At 69.0% G+C, this 26,410-nt stretch carries 25 protein-coding genes and 1 tRNA gene; 4 read left to right on the top strand and 22 right to left on the bottom strand.

The features are described 5' to 3' along the window. Nucleotides 1-28 precede the first annotated feature (28 nt). From AC3A6B_RS06125 to AC3A6B_RS06105, 5 genes are all read right to left on the bottom strand, one after another. Nucleotides 29-104 (bottom strand) — tRNA-Asn (locus AC3A6B_RS06125). 67 nt (nt 105-171) lie between these two features. Beyond that, on the bottom strand, nt 172-1,098 hold the full coding sequence (locus AC3A6B_RS06120) for a thiamine phosphate synthase (protein ID WP_487835868.1): 927 nt from the start codon (nt 1,096-1,098) through the stop codon (nt 172-174). A gap of 7 nt (nt 1,099-1,105) precedes the next feature. After that, on the bottom strand, nt 1,106-1,924 hold the full coding sequence (locus tag AC3A6B_RS06115) for a thiazole synthase (RefSeq protein WP_487835867.1): 819 nt from the start codon (nt 1,922-1,924) through the stop codon (nt 1,106-1,108). A gap of 9 nt (nt 1,925-1,933) precedes the next feature. Continuing rightward, nucleotides 1,934-2,131 carry a sulfur carrier protein ThiS gene (gene thiS, locus AC3A6B_RS06110; RefSeq protein WP_093108800.1) on the bottom strand — a complete coding sequence of 66 codons (198 nt, stop codon included), beginning with the start codon at nt 2,129-2,131 and terminating at the stop codon, nt 1,934-1,936. Continuing rightward, the gene (locus AC3A6B_RS06105; RefSeq protein ID WP_487835866.1) at nt 2,128-3,240 is read right to left on the bottom strand and encodes an FAD-dependent oxidoreductase; all 1,113 of its coding nucleotides are present in this window, start codon (nt 3,238-3,240) and stop codon (nt 2,128-2,130) included. The genes thiS and AC3A6B_RS06105 overlap by 4 nt, the downstream gene beginning before the upstream one ends. A gap of 28 nt (nt 3,241-3,268) precedes the next feature. Here AC3A6B_RS06105 and thiD point away from each other — a divergent pair, with 28 nt between their 5' ends. Then, the gene (gene thiD / locus AC3A6B_RS06100; RefSeq protein ID WP_487835865.1) at nt 3,269-4,114 is read left to right on the top strand and encodes a bifunctional hydroxymethylpyrimidine kinase/phosphomethylpyrimidine kinase; all 846 of its coding nucleotides are present in this window, start codon (nt 3,269-3,271) and stop codon (nt 4,112-4,114) included. Here thiD and AC3A6B_RS06095 read toward each other — a convergent pair. The 14 genes from AC3A6B_RS06095 to trhA all read right to left on the bottom strand — a co-directional run bounded on the left by AC3A6B_RS06095 (nt 4,059) and on the right by trhA (nt 17,388). Further along, nucleotides 4,059-5,378, bottom strand: a complete 1,320-nt coding sequence (locus AC3A6B_RS06095; protein ID WP_487835864.1) for a purine-cytosine permease family protein — start codon at nt 5,376-5,378, stop codon at nt 4,059-4,061. The genes thiD and AC3A6B_RS06095 overlap by 56 nt on opposite strands. A 272-nt stretch (nt 5,379-5,650) precedes the next feature. Then, on the bottom strand, nt 5,651-6,232 hold the full coding sequence (locus AC3A6B_RS06090) for a phosphatase PAP2 family protein (protein ID WP_487835863.1): 582 nt from the start codon (nt 6,230-6,232) through the stop codon (nt 5,651-5,653). Between the two features lie 79 nt (nt 6,233-6,311). Continuing rightward, on the bottom strand, nt 6,312-7,373 hold the full coding sequence (locus tag AC3A6B_RS06085) for an NAD(P)/FAD-dependent oxidoreductase (protein WP_487835862.1): 1,062 nt from the start codon (nt 7,371-7,373) through the stop codon (nt 6,312-6,314). After that, a complete protein-coding gene (gene fdxA, locus AC3A6B_RS06080; protein ID WP_093108794.1) occupies nt 7,331-7,660 on the bottom strand; it encodes a ferredoxin FdxA in 330 nt (109 codons plus the stop codon). Before fdxA ends, AC3A6B_RS06085 begins: the two co-directional genes overlap by 43 nt. Nucleotides 7,661-7,698: 38 nt before the next feature. Continuing rightward, complete coding sequence (locus tag AC3A6B_RS06075) at nt 7,699-9,042, bottom strand: sulfate adenylyltransferase subunit 1 (protein WP_487835861.1); 1,344 nt, start codon at nt 9,040-9,042, stop codon at nt 7,699-7,701. Continuing rightward, nucleotides 9,042-9,995: a sulfate adenylyltransferase subunit CysD gene (gene cysD, locus AC3A6B_RS06070; RefSeq protein ID WP_487835860.1), complete on the bottom strand. Its 954-nt coding sequence runs from the start codon at nt 9,993-9,995 to the stop codon at nt 9,042-9,044. Before cysD ends, AC3A6B_RS06075 begins: the two co-directional genes overlap by 1 nt. 43 nt (nt 9,996-10,038) lie before the next feature. Then, entirely contained in the window at nt 10,039-10,659 is a 621-nt protein-coding gene (locus tag AC3A6B_RS06065) for a phosphoadenosine phosphosulfate reductase domain-containing protein (RefSeq protein WP_487836131.1), read from the bottom strand. Nucleotides 10,660-10,670: 11 nt separating this feature from the next. Beyond that, complete coding sequence (locus tag AC3A6B_RS06060) at nt 10,671-11,078, bottom strand: DUF934 domain-containing protein (RefSeq protein WP_487835859.1); 408 nt, start codon at nt 11,076-11,078, stop codon at nt 10,671-10,673. 82 nt (nt 11,079-11,160) lie between these two features. Beyond that, nucleotides 11,161-12,939 carry a nitrite/sulfite reductase gene (locus AC3A6B_RS06055; protein ID WP_487835858.1) on the bottom strand — a complete coding sequence of 593 codons (1,779 nt, stop codon included), beginning with the start codon at nt 12,937-12,939 and terminating at the stop codon, nt 11,161-11,163. Nucleotides 12,940-13,220: 281 nt separating this feature from the next. Beyond that, the gene (locus AC3A6B_RS06050) at nt 13,221-13,919 is read right to left on the bottom strand and encodes a hypothetical protein (protein WP_487835857.1); all 699 of its coding nucleotides are present in this window, start codon (nt 13,917-13,919) and stop codon (nt 13,221-13,223) included. Between the two features lie 12 nt (nt 13,920-13,931). After that, a complete protein-coding gene (locus AC3A6B_RS06045) occupies nt 13,932-14,273 on the bottom strand; it encodes a hypothetical protein (protein WP_487835856.1) in 342 nt (113 codons plus the stop codon). An 88-nt stretch (nt 14,274-14,361) separates the two neighbouring features. Further along, entirely contained in the window at nt 14,362-15,978 is a 1,617-nt protein-coding gene (locus AC3A6B_RS06040) for an MFS transporter (protein WP_487835855.1), read from the bottom strand. A gap of 24 nt (nt 15,979-16,002) precedes the next feature. Further along, a complete protein-coding gene (locus AC3A6B_RS06035; RefSeq protein ID WP_487835854.1) occupies nt 16,003-16,698 on the bottom strand; it encodes an extensin-like domain-containing protein in 696 nt (231 codons plus the stop codon). 75 nt (nt 16,699-16,773) lie between these two features. Then, nucleotides 16,774-17,388 carry a PAQR family membrane homeostasis protein TrhA gene (trhA, locus tag AC3A6B_RS06030; protein ID WP_487835853.1) on the bottom strand — a complete coding sequence of 205 codons (615 nt, stop codon included), beginning with the start codon at nt 17,386-17,388 and terminating at the stop codon, nt 16,774-16,776. Between the two features lie 191 nt (nt 17,389-17,579). Between trhA and AC3A6B_RS06025 the strand changes: the two genes are divergently transcribed. Beyond that, a complete protein-coding gene (locus tag AC3A6B_RS06025; protein ID WP_487835852.1) occupies nt 17,580-18,509 on the top strand; it encodes a crotonase/enoyl-CoA hydratase family protein in 930 nt (309 codons plus the stop codon). Here AC3A6B_RS06025 and AC3A6B_RS06020 read toward each other — a convergent pair. After that, nucleotides 18,492-19,133: a LysE/ArgO family amino acid transporter gene (locus tag AC3A6B_RS06020; RefSeq protein ID WP_487835851.1), complete on the bottom strand. Its 642-nt coding sequence runs from the start codon at nt 19,131-19,133 to the stop codon at nt 18,492-18,494. The genes AC3A6B_RS06025 and AC3A6B_RS06020 overlap by 18 nt on opposite strands. A gap of 70 nt (nt 19,134-19,203) precedes the next feature. Here AC3A6B_RS06020 and AC3A6B_RS06015 point away from each other — a divergent pair, with 70 nt between their 5' ends. Continuing rightward, nucleotides 19,204-20,127: a LysR family transcriptional regulator ArgP gene (locus AC3A6B_RS06015; RefSeq protein WP_487835850.1), complete on the top strand. Its 924-nt coding sequence runs from the start codon at nt 19,204-19,206 to the stop codon at nt 20,125-20,127. Between the two features lie 235 nt (nt 20,128-20,362). Here the strand turns inward: AC3A6B_RS06015 and AC3A6B_RS06010 are convergent, their stop codons facing one another. Beyond that, entirely contained in the window at nt 20,363-21,259 is an 897-nt protein-coding gene (locus AC3A6B_RS06010) for a transglutaminase family protein (protein WP_487835849.1), read from the bottom strand. 106 nt (nt 21,260-21,365) lie between these two features. Between AC3A6B_RS06010 and AC3A6B_RS06005 the strand changes: the two genes are divergently transcribed. Further along, entirely contained in the window at nt 21,366-24,557 is a 3,192-nt protein-coding gene (locus AC3A6B_RS06005) for a hypothetical protein (RefSeq protein ID WP_487835848.1), read from the top strand. On the opposite strand, the gene mnmC is transcribed toward AC3A6B_RS06005, so the two are convergent. Beyond that, nucleotides 24,533-26,410 (bottom strand): bifunctional tRNA (5-methylaminomethyl-2-thiouridine)(34)-methyltransferase MnmC2/FAD-dependent 5-carboxymethylaminomethyl-2-thiouridine(34) oxidoreductase MnmC1, encoded by a 1,878-nt coding sequence (gene mnmC / locus AC3A6B_RS06000; protein WP_487835847.1) that lies wholly within the window; start codon nt 26,408-26,410, stop codon nt 24,533-24,535. The two genes, AC3A6B_RS06005 and mnmC, sit on opposite strands and share 25 nt — an antisense overlap.

Here is a 26,410-nt window from a genome sequence, read left to right as displayed (position 1 = left end):
GGCTTTCCAGTTGCCTTGCGGCTTGTTGTGGCTCCTCGACCTGGGCTCGAACCAGGGACCTACGGATTAACAGTCCGGCGCTCTACCGACTGAGCTATCGAGGAACAAGCCTCAAATTATAGCGTGGTTTTTGAGGCCTTCCGGCCAGGCTCGATCATGTGATTCGTGACTTCATTGGCGGGTGGCCGCTTCGACCGCAGCCATTAGCCGCTCCGCTGCGGCCTGAGGCTCCGGATCGGCGACCAAAGCACGCACCACCGCCACCGAACCGACGCCGGTGGCCAGCACGTCGGGCAGGCGCGCTTCGTCGATGCCGCCGATGCCCACTTGCGGATAGCCGCGCAGCAGGCGCGCATAGGCCCCGAGCCGCGCCACGCCCTGCGGTGCGGTCGCCATCTGCTTCAAGGTGGTCGGGTACACCGCGCCCATCGCGATGTAGCTCGGGCTCACGGCATCGGCGCGCAGCATCTCTGCGTAGCCATGGGTGCTGACGCCCAGGCGCACGCCGGAGGCGCGAATCGTCTCCAGGTCCTGCGGCGTCAGCGCGTCCAGGTCTTCCTGGCCCAAGTGCAGGCCGTAGGCCTTGGCCGCGATGGCGGCGCGCCAGTGGTCGTTGACGAAGAGCAGGGCGCCGGTGCCGCGCACCGCTTCGACGGCCGCGTGCACTTCGCGCACGACGGCTTCCGCGTCGTCGGACTTGAAGCGCAGCTGCACCGTCGGCACGCCGGCGCGCGCCATGCGGCCGACCCAGGCGGCGTCGGGCAGCACCGCGTAGAGGCCCAGCTTCTGCGGGCAGGGCGGGAAGGCGTTGCGGCGTTCGGTGGGCGGGAAGGGCCGCATGCCGAAGTCGGCCGGCTGTTCGGGCCAGGCATGCGCATCGAAGCTTCCGGTGCGCTGCGTCTGCGCGCGCCAGGCGCGGGCCAGGCATTCGGCATCGACCTCGATGAAGCCGAGCGCGGCGCAGGCCGTCTTGGCGCCGCGATAGACGGCGTCGTCGGACGAGAAGGATGCGGGCGCCTGGGCCGTCTCGCCGAAGCGCGGCGCATGCGCTGCGACGATGGCCTGCGCGATGTTTTGGGGGGCGGTGGTGTTGCTCATGATGGGGTCACTGCGATGCAGCGTGATGCCAGAACGGCGTGCCGAGCACCGGCGTGCTCGGCTGTGCCGATTCCTGTGCGGCCATTGCGCCCGCGAGGTGCGCGCTGCGGCCGGCCTGCACCGCATCGGCGAAGGCGCCGGCCATCGCGACCGGGTCCTGCGCCAGCGCGACGGCGGTGTTGAGCAGCACGCCGTCGTAGCCCCATTCCATCACCTGGCACGCATGCGAGGGCAGGCCGAGGCCGGCATCTACCAGCAGCGGCACGCTGAGCCGCTCGCGCAGTACCTGCAAGGCATAGGGATTAACGGGCCCGCGGCCGGTGCCGATGGGCGCGGCCCAGGGCATCACGGCCTGGCAGCCGACGTCGACCAGCCGCCGGCACAGCACCAGGTCTTCAGTGCAGTAGGGCAGTACGTGGAAGCCGTCGCGGATCAGTTGCGCTGCGGCATCGACCAGATTCAGCGTGTCGGGCTGCAGCGTGTAGTCGTCGCCAATGAGCTCGAGCTTGATCCACGGCGTGTCGAAGAGCTCGCGCGCCATCTGCGCGGTCGCGACCGCCTCCTGCACGCTGTGGCAGCCGGCCGTATTGGGCAGTACAGGCACCTGGAGCCGCCGCAGCAGCTCCCAGAAGCCGTTGTCGCTGCCGGCGCCGTTCGGCGTGGCCGTCTGGCGGCGCAGCGAAGCGGTCAGCATCGCCGGCTGCGCGCGCCGCACGGCCGCTTCGAGCACGTCGGGCGAGGGGTAGCGCGAGGTGCCGAGCAGCATCCGGCTCTGGAAGGCCTGGCCGTAGAGCACCAGCGGGTCGTGGGATGGGGTCGTGGTCATGGATTTTCCTCAGCCGCCGGTCACGGGGCGGATCACTTCGATGCGGTCGTCGGGTTGCAAGGCGTGCGACGCGTAGTTCGAACGCGGCACGAACTGGCGATTCACCGCGGCGGCGAAGGGCGGCGTCGCGTGGATGAGCGCCAGCGCGTCGGCCAGCGTCGCGCCGCTCGGCAGCGTTTGCGGTGTGTCGTTGATCAGGATGTTCATGGCAGGACGGTTTCCAGGCTGGGCGCCAGATCGAAACGGCTCGCGAGCGTGGAATGGCCGGTGGCGAGCAGTTCCATCGCGACGTCGAGGATGGCCGGCGCGATCATGAAGCCGTGGCGGTACAGGCCGTTGATCTGCATCACGCCGGGGCGCGGCTGGCGGAAGGCCGGCAGGTTGTCGGGCAGTGTCGGCCGGCATTGCGTGGCGATCTCGAGAATGCGTGCCTCGGCAAAACCGCTGTGCACCGAATAGGCGGCGCTCAGCAGCTCGAGCGTGGAACGCACGCTGGCCGGCGACATGTCGTCGGACTCGATCTCGGTGCCGCCGATCACGAATACCTGTCCGGGCTTGGGTGCGATGTAGAGCGGGTAGCGCGGATGCACCAGCCGCGTCGGTCGCTGCAATGCGACTTCGGGGGCATGCACCCGGATGACTTCGCCGCGCACTCCGCGCAGGGCGCCCCACTGCGGCCGCGCGCCGAGGCCGCGGCAGTCGATGACCCGCTCGGGCTGGCCGGCTCCTCCGGCGTCGAAGTCGTCGATGCTGCGCGGGGCCTGCCAATGCAGTTGCACGTTGGGCATGGCCTGCAGCGTTGCGAGCAGTGCGGCGAGCAGTCCGCGGTTGTCGAGCTGGCCTTCTTCCGGCAGCAGCAGGCCGTGCGCGAAGCGCTGGCCCAGTGCGGGCTCCAGGGCGGCGATGCCGGCCGCATCGAGCGACTTCATTGCAGGCAGTTCGGGCACCACCTCGCCGGTGTGCGCCAGCATGCGCGCCAGCCGCGCGGCTTCGGGCGCATCCTGGCGGTGCCACAGCACCAGCGTGCCTGCGCGCTGGAAGAACACGGGCGCCGCCAGCGATTCGATCAGCACCGGCCAGCGGTCGAGTGCGTAGTGGCCCATGCGCACGACCGAGGGCGGTGCGATCGCGGATTCGGCCAGCGGCGCCAGCATGGCGGCCGCGACGCGCGCGGCCGCGCCGTCGGCCTCCGGCCCGCCGGCGTCGAAGAGCTCGACCTTGCAGCCGGCCTGGGCCAGCGTCACTGCGAGCAGGCGGCCCATGAGCCCGGCGCCGAGGATGACGGCGGAGCGGAAAGGAAGGGGGGCAGCGTTCATTGGCAGATCATTCGGTAAGCTTGCCGGCATGACCCAAGCATTCTCTCGTTACGCCCGCGTGCTCTCGATCGCCGGTTCCGACAGCGGCGGCGGCGCCGGCATCCAGGCCGATCTGAAGACTTTCTCGGCGCTCGGCTGCTACGGCATGACGGCCATCACCGCGCTCACCGCGCAGAACACGCTGGGCGTGTCGGGCATCCACGGCGTGCCGCCGGCTTTTCTGAAGGCGCAGATCCAGGCCGTGGTCGAAGACATCGGCGTCGACGCGGTCAAGCTCGGCATGCTGCATGCGCCCGAGGTGGTCGAGGTGGTGGCCTGGGCCATCGACCACTACAGGCTTTCCAAGGTGGTGCTCGACCCGGTGATGGTCGCCACCAGCGGCGACCGGCTGATCGCCGAAGAAACCGTGCAGGTGCTGGTGCGCGAGCTGTTCCCGCGCGCCACCGTGGTCACGCCCAATCTCGACGAGGCGGCCCTGCTGATCGGCCACGCCATCGACGGCGTCGACGCGCTCGACGATGCCGCGAGCGAATTGCTCGCTCTGGGCGCGCATGCGGTGCTGCTCAAGGGTGGCCACCTGCCGGGAGACGATGTCGTCGATCTGCTGGCGGAGGCGAGCGGCGAGCGGCTGCGGCTGTCTTCCGAACGCATTGCGAGCCGCAATCTGCACGGCACAGGCTGCACGCTGTCCTCGGCCATTGCCGCGCACCTCGCGCTGGGCTACCAACTGGCCGATGCCGTGGAGCGCGCGCGCGGCTACGTCGTGGCAGCCATGGCGGCCGGCGCGGATGTGAAGATCGGAGCCGGCCACGGTCCGCTCAACCACGGCTTTGCGCCAGTGCCGATGGTCCATCTGCCGTCGCCGGGCGCGTGATCCATGCCAGCACGAAGGTGAGGGCCAGTGTAGGCAGCGCCGACCCGAACTGAGGCGCCCATTTGGCACAGGCGTGGTAGATGGCGATGCCCGCGATCCAGATCAGCGCCGCGATCCAATCGATCTTGCGCGTGCCCACCGTGACCACCGCGCCACCCGTGCCCAGCCGGCCGAGGATCACGCCATAGAGCGGCACGAACACCGAGCTCAGGAGCAGCAGGAAGGGCTCGAGCGAGTGCATCGGCAGCACCAGCGCGAAGGCGATGCACGCGACCGCGAGCCACAGGCCCCAGCGCCGCACGCTCCAGCGCGGCTGCAGGCTGTGGGCCGAGACCGAGCCCGAATAGACGTCGCCGTACGCGTTGTCGAGCTCGTCGATCAGGATCAGGCCCAGCGCGACCAGGCCGCCCTGCGCCAGCAGCAGCGCCGCCACCAGGTTGGTGCCGGGTTCCGCCACGCTCACCACCATCACGCCGAGCGCGTAGCACCAGATGTTGGCAAGCGCATAGCCGACCCAGGTGCCGCCGAAGGCGCCGCCGAGTCCGCCCGCGCTGCGCCGGCCGTGCCGCGCATAGTCGGCCACCAGCGGCAGCCACGAAACCGGCATCGCGATCACCAGGTCGAGCGCACTGAACATGCCCATGCTGCCGTTGCCCGGGCGCGACCAGAAGGCCTCCAGGCCCTTGGCCTGGAGCTGCGTCGCGAATTGCCAGCTCAGCCACAGCAGCGACAGCACCACCAGCGGCAGCCCGAAGCGGCTCACGAAGCGCCGCACCAGCTTGACCATGGAGCCGGCCAGCAGCGCGAGCAGCACCGCGCCCCACAGCAGCGTGGTCAGCACGGTGCCCAGCGTGCCCTCCAGCGACCAGCCGAAGGCCTGCTTGCCGATGGCCTGCGTGCCCTCGCGCATGATCACGATCTCGAAGGTGGTCCAGCCGATCAGCTGCACGATATTCAGCACCACCGGCAGGCGCGCGAAGGCGCTGCCGTAGGTGGCGTGCATCAGGCCCGCGCTGGCCAGCCCGCTTTCGCAGCCTAGGCGGGCGGTCCAGGCCAGCAGGCCGGCGCCGATCAATGACCCCAGCACGATAGCGATCGCCGCCTCGCGCGTGCCGACCGCCGGCACCAGGTAGGCGCCGACCTGCATCACCAGCAGACCGACGCCGAGGCTGAACCACAGCGCCATGTGGTCGTGCCAGCGGAAGACGCGGTTGGCGTCGCCGAGCGGCGTCAGCGCCTCGTTGGATTCAGGTGTCGTTGCCATCCATTTGCTCCATTGCAAAGTGTTTGGCAGGTGGGCGAGGCCACAGCGGCAAGACCGGCACGCGAGAAAACGTGGCGGCCGCCGGACCAGCTTCCCTGCGCGAGGATTACCTCAGTCAGGTTCAAAGGGACTCTCTCAGCCAACCCGCAACAGGCGTTGCGGGCCGGCACCCCTAGCGTTGCTTCAGTCTGGCGAAGCAGTTCGGATTGTAGAGCCGTGGGCTGGCCGGATGCGATACCGCGACTTGGCGTTGCCGCGGACCGGGCAGCGCCTCAGTGGTCGATGGCGGCCGACAGCCTCGCGCCCGAGTGGGCGTGGCGAACGAGCGGCAGGACGAAGCGGCGCGCGAACTGCTGAAGCGCCCAGACCGCGACGGCGATCCCGCCGGCCAGCAGCAGTCCGGCGGCGATGTCCAGCGGGAAATGCACGCCCACGTAGATGCGCGCCCAGCCCGTGAGGACCGCGATCGCCACGATCGCCAGCCCGGTCTTCCGTATCGATGCCCGCAGGCAGAACAGCAGCCCGATGGTGAACATCACCGAGGCGTGCGCACTCGGCAGCGAGCCGCGCGCGCCATGTTCGATGTGCGCCGGGCTCAGGCCCATCATGAAGGGGCGCGGCATCGCGATGGCGTCCGCCAAGGCGTGGGCCAGCATGGCCGCCGCGGCCGCGGCGACCAGCGTCACCATTGCATAGACCCGCTGCGAGGGCCGGCGCCAGGCGACCCAGCCCATCAAGGCCACGCAGAGCCAGGAGGCGCCCTGGGCCACGATGGACGCGACCCACATGGTCTCGGCATCCGGGGTGTAACCAGCGCCCATGGCCTGGAACAGTGCAGTGTTCAACGCGAGCATGCCCTGCATCCTATGACGCTCTCGTGTCGAACGCGTGAATACGGCATTCAGCCTTCGTTCAGGATGGTTGCTTTGTTATTCAGCCCACGCCGAGCAGCTGATGCAGCCGCGTGCTGGTGGTGGTGTATTGCAGCGGCACGGCTTTGCCGGGAAACACGATCGTGGTGGCGGCCCAGGCCGCCAGCGTGGCCTCGTGGAAACCGCAGACGATCAGCTTCTTCTTGCCCGGGTAGGTGTTGATGTCACCGACCGCGAACACGCCGGCCTCGCGCGTCTGGAAGCGCTCGGTGTCGACCGGCACCTGCTTGCGCACGAGATCGAGGCCCCAGTCGGCCAGGGGCCCGAGCCGCGGCGAGATGCCGAGGCAGGCGATGAGCGCGTCGAGCGGCAGCGTCACGGTCCGGGCGTCGGGCGTCGTGATCTGCAGTGCCTGGCCGTCGAAAGCCGCGGGCTGGCCCACGGCGAAGTTCAGTGCGCCCTCGGCCACCAGCGCGCGCATGCGGGCCACGAGCGCCTCGTCGGCCTGGAAACCGTCGCGCCGGTGCAGCAGCGTGACCTGGCGGGCCTTGCCGACCAGCGCGATGGCAGTGGCCAGCGCGGCATCGTCGCCGCCGTTGACCACCACGGCCTGGCCGTCGAAGCGCTCCAGTGTTTCGGGGTGATAGAAAAGCCGGGTGCCCTCGAAGCGCTGGATGCCTTCGAGCGTGATCCGCTTGGCGACGAAGGCACCGACGCCGGCGGCGATGAAGACCGTCTTGGCGAGGAAGGTGGTGCCAGTCGAGGTGCCCAGGAGGAGCCGCTGGTCGGCCTGGCGTTCGAGCGTTGCGACTTGCTGCTCGAAATGGAACTGCGGCTTGAGGGGTGCGACCTGCTGCAGCAGCGACTCCGCCAGTCCGCGCCCGCTGGTTGCCGGGACGCCCGGGATGTCGTAGATCGGCTTGTCGCCATAGAGCTGCACGCACTGGCCGCCCGCGGAAGGCAGCGCATCGACGATGTGGCAGGGAATCTCCAGCAGGCCCAGCTGAAAGGCTTGGAACAGGCCGACCGGTCCGGCGCCGATGACCAGCGCCTCGGTCTCGATGGGAGCCGGCGTCGTGCTCAGCGGACCAACTCCCCGATCTTGTCGGTCTTGTCTTTCCACTCCTCGGCATCGGGCAGCGCGGGCTTGCGCTTGGTGATGCTCTTCCAGCCGTCGGCCACGGCGAGCTCGGCATTGAGCTTGATGAAGGCGATCTGGTTGGCCGGCAGGTCTTCCTCGGCGTAGATCGCGTTGACCGGGCACTCGGGAATGCAGACCGCGCAATCGATGCACTCGTCAGGGTCGATCACCAGCATGTTCGGCCCTTCGCGGAAGCAGTCCACGGGACATACGTCGACGCAATCGGTGTATTTGCAGCGGATGCAGGATTCGGAGACGACGTGAGTCATGTTCTTGGCTGGCGGGGAATGGCGGAAAACCCGGAATTTTAGGCTTTTGAGGACGAGGGCTGTACCAGCACCGCCGCCGAGGTCTTGTGGGAGGCTGTATCCACCAGCACCAGCGAGCCCAGCGCACGCGATTGCGTGAAGGGCAGCACGGCCAGCGGCTGCTGCAGCGAGAGCACCACGTCGCCGATCGCGTTGGCTTCGAGCCGGTCGGCCGGCTCGGAGTCGAGCGTCGTGATGTTCACCCGATCGACGATCCGTGCCACCTTGGCCTTGACCCAGCGGTGGCCCTGCAGCGCCCAGTAGACGCGGCCCGCGACCAGCGGCTCGTCGTCGAGCCACGCGATGGTGGCGGTGATCTCGCGCGTGGGCTCGAAGGCGTCCGGCGCCAACAGCCAATCGCCGCGCGAGACGTCGAGCTCGCGGTCGAGCACGATGCCGGCGCTGTGGCCCGCGTGCACGGTCTTCGGCTGGCGGCTATGGCTCAGCACCTGCGCGACGGTAGCCGTCTGGTTGCTCGGCAGCACGGTGACGCGCTGCCCCGGCTCGACATGCCCGCTGGCCACACGGCCCCAGAACACGCGGCGGCCCCGGGAGGTGTCGGCCGAGGCCGAGAACTTCTCGACCCACTGCACCGGGAAGGCGAAGGGCACGGCCTCGTCCTGCTGCGTGACCGGCAGTTCCTCGAGCAGCTCGATCAGGCTCGGGCCTTCGTAGCCGCACCAGTTGCCGTGGCGCGAGGCCACGTTCCAGCCCTTGAGCGCCGAGATCGGCACCGTGGCGGCGACCTGCACGCCGGCGGCTTCGGCAAATTCCGAGAGCGCGCCGGAGATGCGTTCGAAGGCGAGATCGGCATCGGCGATCGCATCGAGCTTGTTGACCGCGAACACGATCGACTGCACGCGCAGCAGGTGGCACAAGAGCGTGTGGCGGCGCGTCTGCGGCAGCAGCTCGCGACGCACCACTTCACCGTCTTCCACTTCGGCGGCCCAGGGCAGCTTGGTGGCATCGACCAGCACCACGGCGGCATCGGCGCTCGACGCTGCGGTGACCATGTTGCGCGTGTACTGCTCATGGCCCGGCGCGTCGCCGATGATGAACTTGCGCCGCGCGGTCGAGAAGTAGCGGTAGGCGACGTCGATCGTGATGCCCTGTTCGCGCTCGGCCGAGAGGCCGTCGGTCAGCAAGGCCAGATCGGTCTCGCCGCCGCGCTGCACGCCGGCGAGCTGGTCCTGCAGCACGGTCTTGCTGTCGACCAGGAGCCGCCCGATCAGCGTGCTCTTGCCATCGTCGACGCTGCCGCAGGTGATGAAGCGCAGGGCCGTGCCGGTGTCGCCGTGGATCGCTGCCGCTTCGGCCGCGGGGGTGGAGGTGCTCGCACTCATCAGAAGTAACCGTCTTTCTTGCGCTTTTCCATCGAAGCCTCGGAGGTCTTGTCGTCCATGCGCGTGGCACCGCGCTCGCTCACTTCGGCGGCCAGCGTCTCGACCACCACGTCGGCGGCGTCGGCCGCCAGGCTGTCGACCGGGCAGGTGCAGGTGATGTCGCCCACGGTACGGAAGCGCACGTCGCGCAGCTCCACCTTCTCGCCGTCGCGCGGCGGCGTGAGCTCGCTCACCGGCACCAGGAGGCCGCGGCGCTCGACCACTTCGCGCTTGTGCGTGTAGTAGATCGAGGGCAGGGCGACATGCTCGCGATCGATGTACTGCCAGACATCGAGTTCGGTCCAGTTGGAGATCGGGAACACGCGGAAGTGTTCGCCGGGCGCCAGGCGCGTGTTGAACAGGGTCCAGAGCTCGGGGCGCTGGTCCTTGGGCTGCCATTGGCCGAAGGCGTCGCGATGCGAAAAGATGCGCTCCTTGGCGCGTGCCTTTTCTTCGTCGCGGCGCGCGCCGCCGATCAGCGCATCGAAGCGGAATTCCTCGATCGCTTCGAGCAGCGTGACCGACTGGTGCACATTGCGCGATTCGCCAGGATGGGCAAGGCGCACGGTGCCGCGCGCCATCGAGTCTTCGACGCTGCGCACGATCAGCTCGGCGCCGAGTTCCTGCGCGCGGTGGTCGCGGAAGGCCGTCACTTCGGGGAAGTTGTGGCCGGTGTCGATCATCAGCAGCGGGTAGGGGATGCGGCCGGCGCCGAAGGCCTTCTCGGCGCACTTCAGCAGCACCAGCGAATCCTTGCCGCCCGAGAACAGCAGGGTCGGGCGCTCGAAGGAGGCCGCGACTTCGCGCAGGATGAAGATGGTTTCTTCTTCCAGCGCGTCGAGCTGCGTGTTGGACAGGCGCGCGGGCAAGTGCGTGCCTTGCAGCAGGAGGTCGTGTTCTGTTCTGGCGTTCATCGTGTGCGGTACTCAGTGCGAGGAATCAGTGAAACGTCGGCGCTCAATGCGCGAGATGCAAGCCGCACTCGCGGCTCTCTTCGCCCTTGGTCGGGTCCACGTAGTCGAAGTTGTTGGGCAGGCCATGCGCTTCGCAGTAGGCATACAGATCCTTGGACGACCAGTGCAGCAGCGGGGCAACCTTGATCAGGCCATCCGGATTGACGCTGACCGGGTCCATTTGCGCGCGCACGGCGGTGTCGGTGGCCCGAAGGGCGGTGAACCAGACCTTCGGTGCCGTCTCGCGCAGCGCACGGGCAAAGGGCTCCAGCTTCACTTCTTCCGTGAAAGCGGCATGGCGCGAATCGTCGAGCGCCGGCGTCGGGCCGTCCACCGCTTCGCGATGCGCACGCGAGCGGCGCGGCAGATAGATGCGCAGATCCAGACCCAGCAGCTTCGTGACCTCGTCGGCAAAGCGGTAGGTGGCTTCGGTGTTGTAGCCGTTGTCCATCCAGACCACGGGAACATCAGGCTTTGCGCGTGCCACCATGTGCAGGATCACGGCCTCGAACGGGCGAAAATTCGTGGTGACGATCGCAGGTTGGCCCAGGCCGATCGCCCAATCCACCAAGCCCTCCGCGTTGCGGCCGAGTTCGGAGTTGATGCGTGGAAGGTCGATGCTCATATCGAAGGTTCTCATGCGGGTCCGGATCCCGCCGCCGCGAAGTGCGGGGTGGTCTGCACCGCGTCGCCCTGATAGAAGGCCGAGAAGCGGTCGAACTGGCGCTGCGCGGCGGAGGCGTCGACGCCTTCCTTGAGCACGGCGCTGGAGAAACCGGTGCGCTCCATCTGCACCAGCTGGTCGATCAGCACGTCGCCGGTGGCGCGGATGTCGCCCTTGAAGCCGAGGCGGCGGCGCAGCAGGAAGGCCTGGCTGTAGGCGCGGCCGTCGGTGAACTTCGGGAAGTTCAGGTCGATGCGGTCCACGTCGTCGAGGCAGACCTCGATCGCGAGCGGGTCGGCGTCGTTGGGCAACTGCAGCACGTTCGGCTCGCCGTCGTCCACGTGTTCTTCCGCTGAAAGGATGCGCAGCGTCTTGTTCATAGGGCCCCCACGCTCGGCACTGACGTGTCCTCGCTGCCCCCCAAGGGGGTGCGAGCTTGCTTGAAGCGGTTCTGCGCTGCGCTCATGCTGCTTCCTCCACCTTGAAGCGCGCACCGTTGGCGGCCGCCTTGAAAGGCTCGATGCCCACGCGGCGCAGCGCGTCGATGAAGCTCTCTCCAGTCTCGCGCGTGTCGCGGTAGGTGTTGAGCACGGCCTCGATCACGTCCGGCACTTCGGCCGCCGAGAACGAGGGACCGACCACCTTGCCGGGCTGCGCCGCGCCCGACAGCGCCGAGCCGTCGGAGCCGCCGAGCGTGACCTGGTACCACTCCTTGCCGTCCTTGTCGACGCCGAGGATGCCGATGTGGCCGCTGTGGTGGTGGCCGCAGGAGTTGATGCAGCCGCTGATGTGCAGGTCGATCTCGCCCAGGTCGTCGAGCTCGTCCAGGTCCTGGTAGCGCTCGGTGATGGCCTCGGCGATCGGGATCGAGCGGGCGTTGGCCAGCGCGCAGAAGTCGCCGCCGGGGCAGGCGATCATGTCGGTCAGGAGGTGCACGTTGGCGCTGGCGAAGCCGGCTTCGCGTGCGCTGAGCCACAGCGCGTGCAGGTCTTCGGCGTGGACCCAGGGCAGGAGCAGGTTCTGGTCGTGCGTGACGCGCGCCTCACCGGCGCTGAAGCGGTCGGCCAGCCGCGCCGCGGTGTCGAGCTGGTCGGCCGAGGCGTCGCCCGGCGCCTGGCCGATGCGCTTGAACGAGAGCGTGACCGCGCGCAGGGCGGGATTCTGGTGCGGCGCCACGTTGCGCTGCAGCCAGCGCGCGAACGTCACGTCGTCGGCCGCCTGCGCGCGCAGCTCGGCGTCGGTCTCTTCGGCGCTCTGGAACACGCGCGTCGCGAGCGTGGGCGGCACGAAGGAGGCGGCCACGCGGTCGTACTCGGCCTGCGTGATGGTATGCGGCGCGCCGTCGTGCTCGAGGATCTGCTTGTACTCGGCCTCGACGTCATCGATGTAGCGCTGGCCTTCGGCCTTCACGAGGATCTTGATGCGCGCCTTGTAGATGTTGTCGCGCCGGCCGTAGCGGTTGTAGACCCGCACCACGGCTTCGAGGTAATTCATGATCTGGTTCCACGGCAGGAACTCGCGCAGCACGGTGCCGATGATCGGCGTGCGGCCCATGCCGCCGCCCACCTGCACGCGGAAGCCGAGCTCGCCGGCCTCGTTCTTCACGAGCCTGAGGCCCACGTCGTGCCATCCGGTGGCGGCTCGGTCTTCGGCCGCGCCGGTGATCGCGATCTTGAACTTGCGCGGCAGGAAGGCGAACTCGGGATGCAGCGTGCTCCACTGCCGCATGATCTCGGCGAAGGGGCGCGGATCGGCGACCTCGTCGATCGCGATGCCGGCGCGCTCGTCGCTGGTGATGTTGCGGATGCAGTTGCCGCTGGTCTGGATGCCGTGCATGTCGACCGAGGCCAGGAGGTCCATCACGTCGGCCGACTTGGCCAGCGGGATCCAGTTGTATTGCACGTTCTGGCGCGTCGTGAAGTGGCCGTAGTGCGTGGGCAGCTTGTGCGTGCCGAGCTTGCCCTGCGTCTTCAGAGCGGTCTTGTAGACCTCGGCTTCGGGCTCGTCGTACTCGCGGGCGATGCGGGCCAGCACGCGCAGCTGCGCGCTCGAGAGTTCGCCGTAGGGCACCGCGACGCGCAGCATCGGCGCGTAGCGCTGCACGTACCAGCCGTTCTGCAGCCGAAGCGGCCGGAACTCGTCTTCGGAGAGTTTGCCGGTCTGCCAGCGTTCCAGCTGGTCGCGGAATTGCGCGGCGCGCTGGTGCACGAACTGGCGGTCGAAATCTGTGTATTGGTACATCGTGTGTCAGTTGCTGGAAGGCGGTGCGTCCACGGCCCGTCAACGTGAGCCGGGGAATGTAAAAGCGCGCCTTATGGAAACAAACTATTTTTTGGTTCGCGCTTTATGCGGATAAGCTTATTCGCCAGTCCCCATGCGGGTTACGGGGCGACGCAATGCTTATTACGGATAAGGCCGGCGGCGCTTGCCGCGCGTCGAACACCGGTCGATTCTAGGAAGTGCTGCTGCGCCTTGCCGGCGCTCACTGAGCGGCCGTGATGCCGTCGCCGACAAAGGGCCGGCTACGGAGCAACCGGATTTCTCTTTTGCTCTTCGAGAAGCTGCTGCCGGCGCACCGCGCTGCATTGCGCGTGCCCCTTGAACTCTGCTTTCTCGCATTGGGCGGCCATGCATCGGGCCGCCGCGACGAAGTTCATGCCAGAGCATGCCTGGCCGGGCGCGGTGGCGGCCGCGCTGCGCGGAGCTTTGACGGACTTCACCTGTGCCGGCTCGCTTGCCGCCCGAACCGGATCCGGCGCTTTCGCTGGCGCGAGTTGCACCTTTTCGGTCTGTGGTTCCGTGGCCATGGCCGGCGCTTCGACCGTGGCAGCCTGTGGGGCGGCACGGGCCTCCGCCTCCGAACGATCCGTGCGAACGGGATGCACCTGTGCCTTGCCCGCGGTGTAGAGATACCAGCCGCCGGCACCCGCCACCAGCCAGCCCGTGGCGCCGACGGTCAACGCGACGCTGAGGGCAGCAATGCTGACCCACATCCCCTTGGAAAAAGCGTGCGTTGCCTCGGCAGCTGCAGGGGCCGCGCTGACGCCAGCAGGCGTCTGCGACTGCTCGGCTCTCCGCATGAAACCGAACAGGGAATTCGCGGCGCTGGTGCGAGGCGCGTCAGCGCTGGCGAACGCGGTGGGCAAGGTGCCGATGCATTCGATGCAGAACTTGGCGGCAGACCGATTTTTTGTCTTGCATTGGGGGCAGATCAGGGCCATTGCGAAAGGCCCTCAGTGCGCAGTCGCATCGTCGCGTGCTGCTTGCGGAAGCTGCGCCGCGACGAGATTCCGCTGCGCAGCCATGATGAGCGTCGCACGATAGACCGATCGGCTGGCTGATTTCGTCAGCTCGATCAGCGTCTTCCACTCGTGCTCCAGTTCCTCGGGTGCGGCGTCGACACGCGGCGTCCGCATCAACGACCGGCTGGCATCCAGCAGCGCAGCGGCCGAGTTGAGACAGATGTGAAGGCTGGACTGTGCGGGACTCGCGCGACTGCCCTCCGCGAGCAGCAGCCGCTCCACGGCGGCCAGGGCACTTTCGAGAAGGGCGAGATCGGCACTCGAATGGGTCATGTCGCGAGGTTCGCAGACAGCGGCCCGATTCGAGGTGCGAAAACTTCACACTTTGAAGCAATGTTTGCTTTAGATGTACTCCGAACGTCTAGGACGCGGTGCCGCGACCGGCATCCAGCAGGTCCTGGATGTCTTCGAGGCCGCGCCCGCGCGTCTCAATGCCGTTCCTGATGAGCATCAGCGCCGCGACTGCCATCGGCACGGCGATCAACAGGGCCGAGACGGTGAAGTGGCTGAACAGGCCCAGCACCCCGAAGCCCGCGCCCAGGATGCCGCCGAACTTGGAGCTGGCAGCGACCACGCCCGAGCCCGTGCCGCGCAGGTGCACCGGGTAGATCTCCGCGGCATAGGGAATGAGCATCGCGATCACGCCGCTCGAGCTCACGAGCAGCAGGGCGGTGGTGAGCACCATCGCCAAGGTCGACTGCACCTGCGCCAGGCCGAGGCCGAAGAACACCAGCAAGGTCGCGGTCGTGAGCGCGATGAACAGCACCAGCGCCTTGATGCTGCTCCAGCGGTGGTAGAGCCAGATCACGATCGCGATGCCGGGCAGCGCCAGCAGGGCCGAGCGCGCGAGCAGGGCGCTTGCGGCCGTGGCGTCCATGCCCATGCTGCCGAGGTTGGTCGGCAGCCACAGCAGAAAGCCGAAGTTGACCAGGCCCCAAGCCACGCCGCAGACGATCAGGCCCCAGGTGATGCGCGCATGGCTGCCGCGCAGCAGTTGCGCGATGCCGCCGGGCGGCGGTTCCTGCTCGGCAACCACCGCAGCCGCCGGCGCATTCGCCGTTGCCGCGGGGCCGGTACCCGCGAAGCGCGCCAGCACCGCGCGGGCCTCGTTGTCGAGCCCGGCGTTCGAGAGGAAGCGCGGCGATTCGGGGATGTAGCGGCCCAGGAAGATGATCACCAGCCCGGTCGGCAGGCCCAGCAGCCACAGCGCGCGCCAGCTGAATTCTGGCACCAGCAGCGCGGCCGAACCGGCCGCCAGCAGATAGCCGGCCGAGGTGCCGACGCCGCCCAGCGCCACCAGCAGCCAGCCACGGTGCGCGGCGGGCACGGTTTCCGCCATCAGCGTGAAAGTGATCGGCAGCAGGCCGCCGGCCGAGGCGCCCATCAGGAAGCACATCGCGAGGTTCCAGCCGAAGGCCGGCATCGCGCCGCAGATCGCGGTGCCGATGAACATCAGCGCCGACAGCAGGATGGCCGCGCGCCGGCCGAAGATGTCGGCCAGCCGGCCCCACAGCACCGAGCCCACTGTCGTGCCCGTCAGCGCCACCAGCGCCAGCACGCCGGCGGTCTGCTTGCCGATCTCGTACTCGGTGGTCATGCCCGGCATCACGAAGCCCAGCGTGGCCGGCTTCAGGACGTCGACCGCCAGCGCGATCACCAGCACGATCACCAGCTTCCAGTGCTCGCGGTTCAGCGGCACGCCGTCGGCGACGTGGAACTGCAGGTGGCTGTCGCCGTGCAGGCTCTTTTGCATCTGCGCGATGCGCGGCATGAGGCCGTACATGGCCAGGAGCACGCCAAGCGGGATCATCGCCATGCCGGTCAGCATGGTGGCGTCCATCTCCATGCCGACCATCTGGTAGCCCGTATGCCGGCCCATCATGAACATCGGCATGTGGGCGAGCACGCCGCCGATGATGGCGATGCAGCCGGCCCAGAATGCGACCGGGTGGTGAAAGGAGAAGTTCTGGGCTTTCATGCGGGTTCTGCCGGGCGAGGCATGTTAACGACAGACGTTCCAGCCGCCGACCTCGAGGTGGAAATGATCGGCATGCAGGGCGTTGTAGCCGGGGCCCAGCACGCCGTCGAAGAAGCGGCAGGCACCGGCGTGTGCGTCCCGAAGAAAGAGCGCTTCCGCGTCGTTGCCGCCCCAGTCGCGCCGCACCGTGATGCGCCGGCGACCGCTCTGCACGAAGCCGGCAATGTCGAGCGCATCGGCGCTCGCATGCCGGCTGCGGCGGCCGCCCTGCGTGCCTCCTTCGCCGGTGTTGGCGTTGCGGCAGGCGTAGCTGCCCAGGTGCTCCAGCGAGACGAGCGGCGCGCCGAGGTGGCGTGCGGCCGCCGGCTGCAGCGCATGCCGCTCCCACATCGCGAACGACAGCGCGGCCCGGCAACTGAGCACCACCGGCGAGCCCAGTGCCAGGCTGCGGCCGCGCCGCACGCGGACCGCGTTCTCGAATCCGCAGCCGGGAGCGATGACGCGGTCCGGCACGGCTTCATGTTCGAGACCGGTCTCCGCCAGCGCCGCCATGCAGCGCGCAGGATAGGCGCGTGCGCGCCGCAGCTTGAGGTTGGTGAGCAGGTTCGGCTCGGCCGCTACGTCCAGCGATGCCCAGGGATTCCAGCGTTCCGGGATGGAGACCCAGCCGGTTCTCAACGCATACGCCGACGAAAGCACCGCCGCGGCGAGCAGGGTCAAGGCCAGCCGCGCGATCCAGCGGCGCCCGGGTTGCGATGGAGGAGGAGAAGGCGAGGAGGGCGGCACGTCGCCGCACTACAACACGAAATGCGCCACTGTGACGTAGTGGCTCGCAGTGCCGGCCAGCACGAACAGGTGCCAGGTGCCGTGCGCATGGCGCCATCCGAGAGGATTGCGGTAGAAGATCGTGCCGGCCGAGTACAGCACTGCGCCGGCCATCAGCCACGCGAGGCCGGTGCTGTCGAGCCGCGCGATCAGCGGCACGGCGGCGATCACGCCCAGCCAACCCATCCCAAGGTAGAGCGCCAGCGAGGGCGCAGGCGGGTCGCCGGGCCGCAGCTCGCGGGCGATGCCGAACAGCGCCGCGCCCCAGGCCGCGATCAGCAGCGCCCAGCCCCAGGCGCCCTGCAGCGTGACCAGCGCGAAGGGCGTATAGCTGCCGGCGATCAGCAGGTAGATCGCACAGTGGTCGACGCGTTGCCAGAACAGCTTCATGCGGCCGCGCGTGCTGTGGAACAGGACCGATGCCGCGTAGAGCGTCACCATCGACAGCGCGAACACCAGTGCGCTCGCCGTCTTGGCCGGGTCGTTGACCGGTACCGTCTTGGCCAGCAGCAGGGCGGAGCCGGCCGTGGCCAGCATCAGCCCGAGCAGATGGCTGTATCCGTTGAAGCGTTCGCCTTGGTACATGGTGTCACCTTGAATTGATGTGTCGAGTGGGCCGCGCCTTTGCTGCGCTGTCATGACATCAGACGCCGATCGGCGGCCTGGCGCATCCACCGTTGGACTTGGGCGTTGGCCGTACCGCATTCGTGGGATCGCCGAAAGGCCTGTCGCCGCGGGGGTCGCCGCCATAGGATCGGAGCCACAAGGAGACACCCATGCCCACCTTCAACACCGTCCTCGTCGACAAGGATCCGCAGCACCCGCGCATCGCACGCCTCGTGCTCAACCGGCCCGAGAAACTCAACGCCATCGGCAACACCACGCCGGTGGATATTCGCCACGCGGTCGAGTGGGCGCAGGCCGAGGACGAGGTGCACGTGATCGTGGTCGAAGGCGCGGGCCGCGCCTTCTGCGCCGGCTACGACCTGGGCGAATATGCCGAGGGCAAGGGACAGGACGGCGTGGCCGACCATCCCTGCAGGCAGGAAAAGACGCCGTGGGACCCGATGCTCGACTACGCCGCGATGAAGGCCAACACCGAGGACTTCATGTCGTTGTGGCGCTGCACCAAGCCCACCATCGCCAAGGTGCACGGCTACGCGGTGGCCGGCGGCAGCGACATCGCGCTGTGCTGCGACCTGCTGGTGATGGCCGAGGACGCGAAGATCGGCTACATGCCCACGCGCGTGTGGGGCTGCCCGACGACCGCGATGTGGACCTACCGGCTCGGCGCGCTGCGCGCCAAGCAGCTCATGTTCACCGGCGACACCATCGACGGTACGCAGGCGGCCGATTGGGGCCTCGCCAACTTCGCGGTGCCGGCCGCTGAGCTCGACGCGGCCACGCTGAAGCTGGCAGAGCGCATCGCCGGCGTGCCGCGCTCGCAGCTGATGATGCACAAGCTGGTGGTCAACCAGGTGTGGCTCTCGATGGGACTGGAGCAGAGCCAGATGTTCGCCACCGTGTTCGACGGCATCACGCGCCACAACCCCGAAGGCATGTGGTTCCGCCGCCAGGCCGAGGTCGAGGGCTTCAAGAGCGCCGTCGCATGGCGCGACAGCGGCCGGCCTATTCCCGAGGGCGACGAGGCGCGTGCGCTGGCGGCCGAGCTCGAAGCGCGGGCCGCTTCAGCCCCGCAGCGCTGAGACCGCTTGTAAGGCCAGCACCACGCCCAGCACCAGCATCACCAGGCCTACGAGCGCATCGAGCCAGCGCCACGCCACCGGATTCGCGAACAGCGGCGCCAGGAGCCGCGCGCCGGCGCCGAGTCCCGCGAACCAGCTCGCGCTGGCCAGTGCAGTGCCCGCCACGAAAGCTCCCTTGCCGAGTCCGGCCTGCTGCGCGCCGACGGCGCCGACCAAGAGCAGGGTGTCGACGTACACGTGCGGATTGAGCAGCGTGAAGGCGGCGGTCTGCGTCATCACGCGGCCGAGCGAATTCCGGCCCGCACTGCCCGCTGCCGCGTGCAGCGCGGCAGGGCGCAGCGCACGCCGCCAAGCGAAGGCGGCATAGGCCAGCAGGAACAGCGCGCCGCCGGCGGTGAGCGCCGGCGCCACGAGCGGCAGGCGTTCGAGCAGCTGGCCCATGCCGATCACGCCGACGGCGACCAGCACCGTATCGGCCAGCGCGCAGAACAGGATCACCGGCCACACATGCTCGCGCCGCAGGCCCTGGCGCAGCACGAAGGCGTTCTGCGCGCCGATGGCGACGATCAGGCCCAGGGTCAGGCCGAAGCCGGTGGCGAATGCGGGGAAGGCGAAGGGGGTCATGCGGCGATGATTGGCGCTGCGGCAGAATCAGTCCAGTTAACTTTTCTGCGGCTGCATTAGGAATACTTCATTGCTCGACTACCTGTCCCTGAGTGCCGTTGCGCAGGTGGTGCGCGAAGGCAGCTTCGAGCGCGCGGCGCGCACGCTGCACGTCACGCCCTCGGCCGTGTCGCAGCGCGTCAAGCTGCTCGAAGACCGGCTCGGCCTGGCCCTGATCGTGCGCGGCTCACCCTGCGTGGCGACCGAGGCCGGCGCCTGGCTGTGCCGGCATGTCGAGCAGGTCGGCATGCTCGAGCGCGATCTGCAGCGCGCCATGCCCGCGCTCGGCGCCCTCGATACCATCGATCAGCGCGTCACCCTGCGCGTGGCGGTCAACGCCGATAGCCTGGACACCTGGTTCGTCTCGGCGATCGCGGCCTTCAGCGCCGGCGAATCGGCCCTGCTCGACCTGAGCCTGGACGACCAGGAGCACACGGCCGAGTGGCTGCGCACTGGTGCCGTGCTCGCCGCCGTGACCGCCAGCGCCAAGCCCGGCCAGGGCTGCCGCAGCGTGCCGCTCGGCCACATGCGCTACTTCGCCACTGCGAGCCCGGCCTTCAAGAAGAAGTACTTTGCCCATGGGGTGACGGCAGACGCGCTGGCCCAGGCGCCGAGCCTGGTCTTCAACCGCAAGGACAAGCTGCAGGCGCAATGGCTGCGCGCAGCCTGCGGCAAGCCGGTCGAAACGCCGAGGCATTGGCTGCCTTCGCCGCAGGCCTTCGTGGCGGCTTGTGTGGCCGGCATGGGATGGGGCACGAACCCGGCGAGCCTGGTCGAGGCGCAGCTGCGCGACGGCTCGCTGGTCGAGCTGGTGCCGGGCGTGGATTTGCAGGTGCCGCTCTACTGGCACCACGTGCGCCTGAAGATCCCGATGCTCGACCGGCTCACCGACGCGGTGGTCGCGGCGGCTCGGACCGGGCTCGAGCCGATCACGGCCACCAGTGCCGCACGGTGACGGCGATCACGCGCGCCGCATGGCGCCGAATGTCCGCGGGCGGCGAGGGCGCTTGTTTCGAAAGCGGGCGCCGCGGAGTCGGCGCGATCAGGAAGAGACGAGGGGCTTGCCGCAGAGCAGGGCTTGGAAGATGAGGGAATGGCATGGCCGGCGCCTTGGGTTTTTCTTGGAGGGCGCCCCATGTTAACTGTATAAAAATACAGTGTCATGACACGCTCCTGCCAAAGGCCCGACTTCAGCTCGCGGTGCGTCTCACCTGAACCGTCGCCTCCAGGCCTTCGTAGGCTTCCGCCTTGCCGTACCAGCTGCCGCTGATGGGCGCGGCCTGCGAAGGATCTCGCGCCACGCCCACGCGGATCAACTGGCCACTGCCCATCAGGTTGTTGGTCGGGTCGAAGGCGACCCAGCCGGCGCCGGGCAGATAGGCGTGCAGCCAGGCATGGGTCGAGCCGGCGCCCGAGACGGCCGCGCCCGGCTCGGTGCTGCCGGTGTCGAGCGCGGCGTCGTAGATGTAGCCCGAGACGAAGCGCGTCGCCACGCCGAGCCGGCGCGCGGCTTCCATCATGAGCAGCGCGTAGTCGCGGCAGCTGCCGCTGCCCAGCGCCAGCGTCTGCAGCGGTGTCTGCGTGCCTTCCTCGTCGCGCGCCGCGTAGGCGAGGCTCTGGCCGATGTGCGCATTCATGCGCGTGAGCACCTCGCGCGTGCTGTTGGGCTTGTCGGTGTGGAGGAACTGGTGCGCCCAGCGGATCAGCGTGCCTTGGGGGTCGTCGTGGTGCGGGCGCAGGTAGTGTTCGAGGTCCAGCCGCTCCTGAACCGAGTAGGCGAAGGGCAGGAATTCGGCGGCCGGTTCGAGCGCCAGTTCGTCCAGCGGCGCAGGCACGTGCTCGATGGTGAAGGCGCAGACGATGCGCAGTTCCGTGGCCTCGCCCATCGGCTGCACCAGCGCGACCGAATTGGAGTGCGGGTCCTGGATCATGCGCACGTAGGCGTCGGGACTGACCTGCAGGTCGGTCGCGAGCACGCGCAGGTCGTGGCTGTCGCGCGGCCTGAACATGACGCGGTGCAGGCCGAAGCTCACCGGCTGGTTGTAGCGGTAGATGGTGGTGTGGGTGATGTCGTAGCGGATGGGCATGGCGGATTGTCCTGGGGAATACCGTCCGTTTGGCGGATGCCTCTGCGCCGAACGGCACATTGTGGAGTCGAAGCGCGTCCCTAGACTGCACAGCGAAGGGGGTCCTATGGAAAAGGATTCCAAGTCCGGGCTCGGCGGTCTTTCAGGCAACGGCCTCATCGCGGTGATGCTGCTGGTCGCCGGCGTGCTGTTCGTGCGCGAGGCACCGCTCGAAACCACCCGCCTGCCGGCCAATGAACCGCGCTTCGTGCAGCTTTTTTCGCTGCAGGACATCGACGCGCGGCTCTGGCAGGATCCCTTCGGCGCGGTGGCGAGGAGCCGGGCCGAAGCCAGGAAAAACGACGCGAAGAAAGCGCAGGCCGATGATGCGCGGCGCACCGCCGCCGAGCTGGCCCGCGAAATCGGGACCGGGCGGCCGGTAGAGATCGTCGCGGTCATGCTGCCGGGCGGACCCTACTCCGAGAACGTCGAGAGCCGCCGGCGCGGACGCTATGCGGTGCTGGCAGGCCTCAACGCGAGCCGGCTTTCCCCTGTCGATACCGAGCATCTGGGGTATTTCTTTCCGCCGGCTCGTCGCGCTAAGAATGCGAAGCCGCCGGAGCCCATTCCCTACGAGTGGTTCGAACCGACGCTGGATGCGCGTCGCGGCGACGATGGCCGCTCGCCCCGGGTCCTCGTCATGTGGCTTCAGAGCGAGGCCTTCGACGCCGAGCCGATTGCGCGGATGGGCGCGTTGGCCAAACCCTTCCTCGAGGCCGGTGCGAACTGGCGCGTCCTCGGGCCGAATGGTTCGGACGGGCTCAAGGCCATGATCGACGAAGCGGCAGCGTCCGACTTCAAGGGCAAGGTGCCGGGGCCGCGCATGCGCTTCTATTCGCTGTATGCGACCGTGCCGGACAGCGTGCTGCTCAGCGACACCGAGGCCAGCCTCGCCGACTTCTTCGATGCCAGGGGCGTGACGCTGGTGCGCACCATCGGCAACGACAGCGACCTCGCCAAGAGCCTGATCGACGAGCTGACGCTGCGCGGGCTGAAGGCGCTCAAGAGCGAGGAGCTGGGACCGTCCGAGCCGAAGGCCGGTCGGAGCCCGTACTTGAAGACCTGCCACCCGCGCCAGGGTGAGAAGCGTCTGCATTCGCTGAGCCACGTCGCTGTGGTGGCCGAATGGGACACCCTGTATGGCCGCAGCCTCAGGCGCGAGTTCCGGCCCGCGCCGGGGGAGCGCGGTTTCTGCGTCGACTCCTTCAACTACGTGCGCGGGCTCGATGGCCAGCTGCCTGCGGGCAGCCAGGGCGCGTCGGATTCCGCCGGCGGCGCGAAGCCCGCGCAGGGCGACAAGGACGCGACCCGCCGCAAGGACGGCACCTTCGTCGAGCGCGCCGAGGGCCAGAGCCAGTTCGACTACCTGCGCCGGCTCGCCGTGCAGATGCGCGAGAAGGACCGGCACGTGCGCGCCGCCAGCGCCGACGGCATGGGCCTGCGCGCGATCGGCGTGCTGGGCAACGACGTGCACGACAAGCTGCTGGTGCTGCAGGCCCTCAAGCCGGAGTTTCCGAACGCCATCTTCTTCACCACCGACCTGGATGCGCGCTTCCTGCATCCGCGCGAGCAGGCCTGGACGCGCAACCTCATCGTCGCCTCCAGCTTCGGCCTGCGCCTGCGAGACGAACTGCAGGGCGGCGCACCGCCGTTTCGCGACAGCTACCAGGTGTCTGCCTTTCTGGCCACCCGGCTCGCCATGAACGACGCCCAGCATCCGTCGCGGCCCGTTTCGCAGGCCGCCATTGCCCGGTGGTTCGGAACGCCGCGGGTCTTCGAGATCGGCCGGACCGAAGCTTTCGAATTCCTCGGCCGCCCGGCGAACGAAGGCGCGCAGCAGGCCAGGGCGGATCCGTGCCGGGGCCCCGGCTGGACCGAATGCAAGGACATCCATCCGCCCGCATCGGCCCGCTATCCGATGCCGCGGGAGGCCACGCTGATCCTGGTCGCGAGCCTTCTCGTGCTCGCCCTGTGGGCGCCTGCGCTTTTCATCAGCGTCGGCGCGCGTCGCTTCCTGCGGCGCTTCGTCGGCCGCGCGCACGACGGGCCCGCACTGTTGGCGCGCTATGCGGCACTGGCGGTGCTCGTCGTGCTGCTGCAGCTCGAGCTGCCGCTCTGGCTGGCCGCCCACTGGCAGCCCTTTGCCGAATGGCTCACGCGGGAGGGCAAGCCGCTGACCGCGTTCGAGGGCATCAGCCTCTGGCCCACGGAGGCCATCCGCGTGCTCAACCTGGTGCTGTGCCTGTACCTGCTGTTCCGGGGCTGGGGCGCGCTGACGCGCAATGTCGACGAGATCACGCGCGAATTCCGGCTGGGCCGCACGCGCCGCGAACTGATCGCCGAGCAGCGTGAGGCCCAGGCGCGGCTGCGCTGGTGGCAGAAGCTGGCCCAGGTGTTCTCGATGCGCTTCGTGCCCGCCGTCGGCCGCTCGAAGCAGACCGCTCACGGGATGCCGGCCCCCGCGCTCGACTTCTGGAAGCGCTACGTGGCGCAGAACAGGCTCAGCGCGCGGCTGTTGCGCACCACGGCCTATGTGGCCGCGGCACTGCCGTGGAGCTACCTGGTCGTGCTGGCCTTCGACGAAGAGCGCGCCGTGCCGTACCGCGGCGATCTGTCGCTCGCGGTGCACGACGGCTTGCGCATTCCGTCGCTGGTGGCGATGTACTTCCTGGTGTTCTTCGTCGTCGACGCGACCGCCTTCTGCGTCGGCTTCGTGCGCGGCCTGCGCGAGCAGGCGGCCAACTGGCCCGAGGCCACGCTGGATCTGTTCGAGGCGCAGACCGGCATCCCGCGGGCCCACCTGGACAACTGGGTCGACCTGCAGTTCATCGCGCTGCGCACGCGCAGCGTCACGCATCTCATCTACTACCCCTTCATCGTGATCTCGCTGCTGCTCTTGTCCAGGAGCGCGGTGTTCGATCGCTGGACCATGCCGGTCAGCACCATCGTCCTGTCCGTCGGCGGGGCGGTCGTCGCGCTGGGCTGCGCGCTGGCGCTGCGCCTCGCCGCCGAGGCCTCGCGCCGGCATGCGCTCGATCTGGTCAAAGATGCGCTGATGCGCGCGAACGCCAAGGCGCCGGCCGCGCCCGGCGAGGCCACGCCCAGGCAGCTCGAACTGCTGCAGTCGCGCATCGAAAGCCTGCGCATGGGCGCCTTCGCGCCGTTCTGGCAGCAGCCGCTGGTCAAGGCGGTGCTGCTGCCTTTCGCCACGCTGGGCGGCTCGACGCTGCTGGACTACCTGGCGCTCGCCAATATCTGAGCACTGGGGCGTTGGGCGTCGAGGGCTCGCGCTTGCGAGGCCGAAAGCGGCAAGGGTTCGCCGTGCCACTGCGCTGCAAGCAGTTCGGCGCACAGCGCGGCGAATGTGAGGCCGCGCGACCCCATCGCGGTGCAAAGCCACACGCCGCCCGGAGATGCGGAATCGACCGGACCGACCAGCGGCCGGCGGTCGCCCGATGCGCAGCGCACGCCGGCCCAGGCCTTCGCGTCGCCGCGCTCGAAGGCCGGTGCGAGCTGCAGCGCGGCATCGGGATGGAGCCTGGCGAGCCGCTCGCGGTTGGATTCGGCGTCGGCGCGGCGCGGCGCGGCGTCGCTGCTGTCGCGGTCGAAGGTGGCACCGGTCAGCCAGAGCGCGCCATCGGGATCGGGCACGTGCGCGATGAGATGGCCGTCGCCGTTGACCGGCACGCGGGGCAGACGCATGCCGTCGTCCATGCGCCCCCAGGCGACCTGGCCGCGCACGGGCTGCAGCGCCAGCGCGGGCGCGAGTGCAAGGCTTTCGAAGCCGGCCGCGATGACCACGCGTTCGGCTTCGGCCAGCAGGGTGCCTTGGGCGTCGTGCAGCGTCCAGCACGCGAGCCCATGTTGCGGCGCTTCGATCCGTTCCACGCGCCGATCCGTTTCGAGTGCGATGCCGGGCTGGGCCAGCCAGGCTTCGACCAGCCGGGCCGGCCTCACCCAGCCGCCGCGCGCATGCCAGAGCGCCTGCGCATCGGCCGGCAGGCCCGCTGCGCGAATCTGCGCGGCCGAGGCGTGCCACGATTCATTGGGCCCTTCGGCCGTCCAGTCGGCGGGCAGGCGGTCCAGGCCTGCGGCGCGCCGTTCAAGCACGCCGCAGGCCTGCCAGTCGCAGCCTTGCGCCAGCAGTGCCTCGAGCTGCAGCCACGTGGCTCGGACGCCGGCTCGGCTCAGGCGCGACAGCAGCGCGTCGTCGGGCGACACGTGCGGTGCGAGCACGCCCACCGGCAGGCCCGACGCACCGGCGGCAGGGCGGGCACCGGCCTCGAACACCGCGACCTGCCAGCCGCGCCGCGCCAGGCTGGCCGCCACGGCCGCGCCGGCCAGCCCCGCACCGATCACCGCGCAGCGATCCGGCACCGCGACGGGGGCGGGCAGCGGCGCGCGGCGACGGATCTGCCAGGCGGGCTCGAACACGCCCTGCAGGCAATCGCGCTTGGGCGGAAGGCCGGGCGCCTTGTGGATCTGAAAGCCGTATTGCGCCAGCGCGTCACGCACCAACCGGGCGATGGTCCAGCTCGCGACGCGGGTGCCGCGCCGCGCAAAGCGCGTCACGGCCTTCAGCGTCTCGGGCGACCACATCTGCGGATTGCGCTCGGGGCTGAAGCCGTCCAGGAAGATGCTGTCGGCCTCGAAGTGCTGCTGGGTGCGCAGCATCGGCTGCACGTCGCCGATGCACAGCGTGAGGAGCACGCGGCCCTGGTCGAAGGCCAGGCGATGGAAGCCCGGCAGCAGGCCCCGCCACTGGTCGCCCAGCTCGGCGGCCAGCGGCGCGAGTTCCGGATAGGCAGCGGCGGCGCGCAGCAGATCGTCGCGCGACACGGGATGCGCCTCGACAGAGACGAAGTGCAGCAGCCGCGGCCGCTGCAAATCGGCCCGCCAAGCCTGCCAGGCTGTCAGGAAAGAGAGACCAAGGCCAAAGCCGGTTTCGAGAATCCGCCATTGCGGCTGCCCGGACCACGCCTCGGGCAGGCTGCAGCCGGTCAGAAATACGTGCCGCGCCTGCGCCAGCGCGCCGCTTTCGGAGTGGTAGATGTCGCCGAAGCGCGCGCTCTGCGGCACGCCGTCGGCGCGCCAGTCGACCGGCTCGGCCAA

The organism is Variovorax sp. Soil_C_33 (assembly GCF_057656935.1).
This window is presented reverse-complemented; position numbering and strand designations above follow the sequence as displayed.

Bases quoted from the DNA above. Each gene is read 5' to 3' on its own strand.
- AC3A6B_RS06040 (WP_487835855.1), bottom strand. From the start codon at position 15,978: ATGAAAGCCCAGAACTTCTCCTTTCACCACCCGGTCGCATTCTGGGCC.
- AC3A6B_RS06020 (WP_487835851.1), bottom strand. From the start codon at position 19,133: ATGACCCCCTTCGCCTTCCCCGCATTCGCCACCGGCTTCGGCCTGACC.
- AC3A6B_RS06005 (WP_487835848.1), top strand. From the start codon at position 21,366: ATGGAAAAGGATTCCAAGTCCGGGCTCGGCGGTCTTTCAGGCAACGGC.
- cysD (WP_487835860.1), bottom strand. From the start codon at position 9,995: ATGAACGCCAGAACAGAACACGACCTCCTGCTGCAAGGCACGCACTTG.
- AC3A6B_RS06090 (WP_487835863.1), bottom strand. From the start codon at position 6,232: ATGCTCGCGTTGAACACTGCACTGTTCCAGGCCATGGGCGCTGGTTAC.
- AC3A6B_RS06105 (WP_487835866.1), bottom strand. From the start codon at position 3,240: ATGAACGCTGCCCCCCTTCCTTTCCGCTCCGCCGTCATCCTCGGCGCC.
- thiD (WP_487835865.1), top strand. From the start codon at position 3,269: ATGACCCAAGCATTCTCTCGTTACGCCCGCGTGCTCTCGATCGCCGGT.
- AC3A6B_RS06115 (WP_487835867.1), bottom strand. From the start codon at position 1,924: ATGACCACGACCCCATCCCACGACCCGCTGGTGCTCTACGGCCAGGCC.
- AC3A6B_RS06055 (WP_487835858.1), bottom strand. From the start codon at position 12,939: ATGTACCAATACACAGATTTCGACCGCCAGTTCGTGCACCAGCGCGCC.
- AC3A6B_RS06050 (WP_487835857.1), bottom strand. From the start codon at position 13,919: ATGGCCCTGATCTGCCCCCAATGCAAGACAAAAAATCGGTCTGCCGCC.
- AC3A6B_RS06010 (WP_487835849.1), bottom strand. From the start codon at position 21,259: ATGCCCATCCGCTACGACATCACCCACACCACCATCTACCGCTACAAC.
- AC3A6B_RS06065 (WP_487836131.1), bottom strand. From the start codon at position 10,659: ATGAGCATCGACCTTCCACGCATCAACTCCGAACTCGGCCGCAACGCG.
- AC3A6B_RS06095 (WP_487835864.1), bottom strand. From the start codon at position 5,378: ATGGCAACGACACCTGAATCCAACGAGGCGCTGACGCCGCTCGGCGAC.
- AC3A6B_RS06120 (WP_487835868.1), bottom strand. From the start codon at position 1,098: ATGAGCAACACCACCGCCCCCCAAAACATCGCGCAGGCCATCGTCGCA.
- trhA (WP_487835853.1), bottom strand. From the start codon at position 17,388: ATGTACCAAGGCGAACGCTTCAACGGATACAGCCATCTGCTCGGGCTG.
- fdxA (WP_093108794.1), bottom strand. From the start codon at position 7,660: ATGACTCACGTCGTCTCCGAATCCTGCATCCGCTGCAAATACACCGAT.
- AC3A6B_RS06060 (WP_487835859.1), bottom strand. From the start codon at position 11,078: ATGAACAAGACGCTGCGCATCCTTTCAGCGGAAGAACACGTGGACGAC.
- AC3A6B_RS06045 (WP_487835856.1), bottom strand. From the start codon at position 14,273: ATGACCCATTCGAGTGCCGATCTCGCCCTTCTCGAAAGTGCCCTGGCC.
- AC3A6B_RS06025 (WP_487835852.1), top strand. From the start codon at position 17,580: ATGCCCACCTTCAACACCGTCCTCGTCGACAAGGATCCGCAGCACCCG.
- AC3A6B_RS06075 (WP_487835861.1), bottom strand. From the start codon at position 9,042: ATGAGTGCGAGCACCTCCACCCCCGCGGCCGAAGCGGCAGCGATCCAC.
- thiS (WP_093108800.1), bottom strand. From the start codon at position 2,131: ATGAACATCCTGATCAACGACACACCGCAAACGCTGCCGAGCGGCGCG.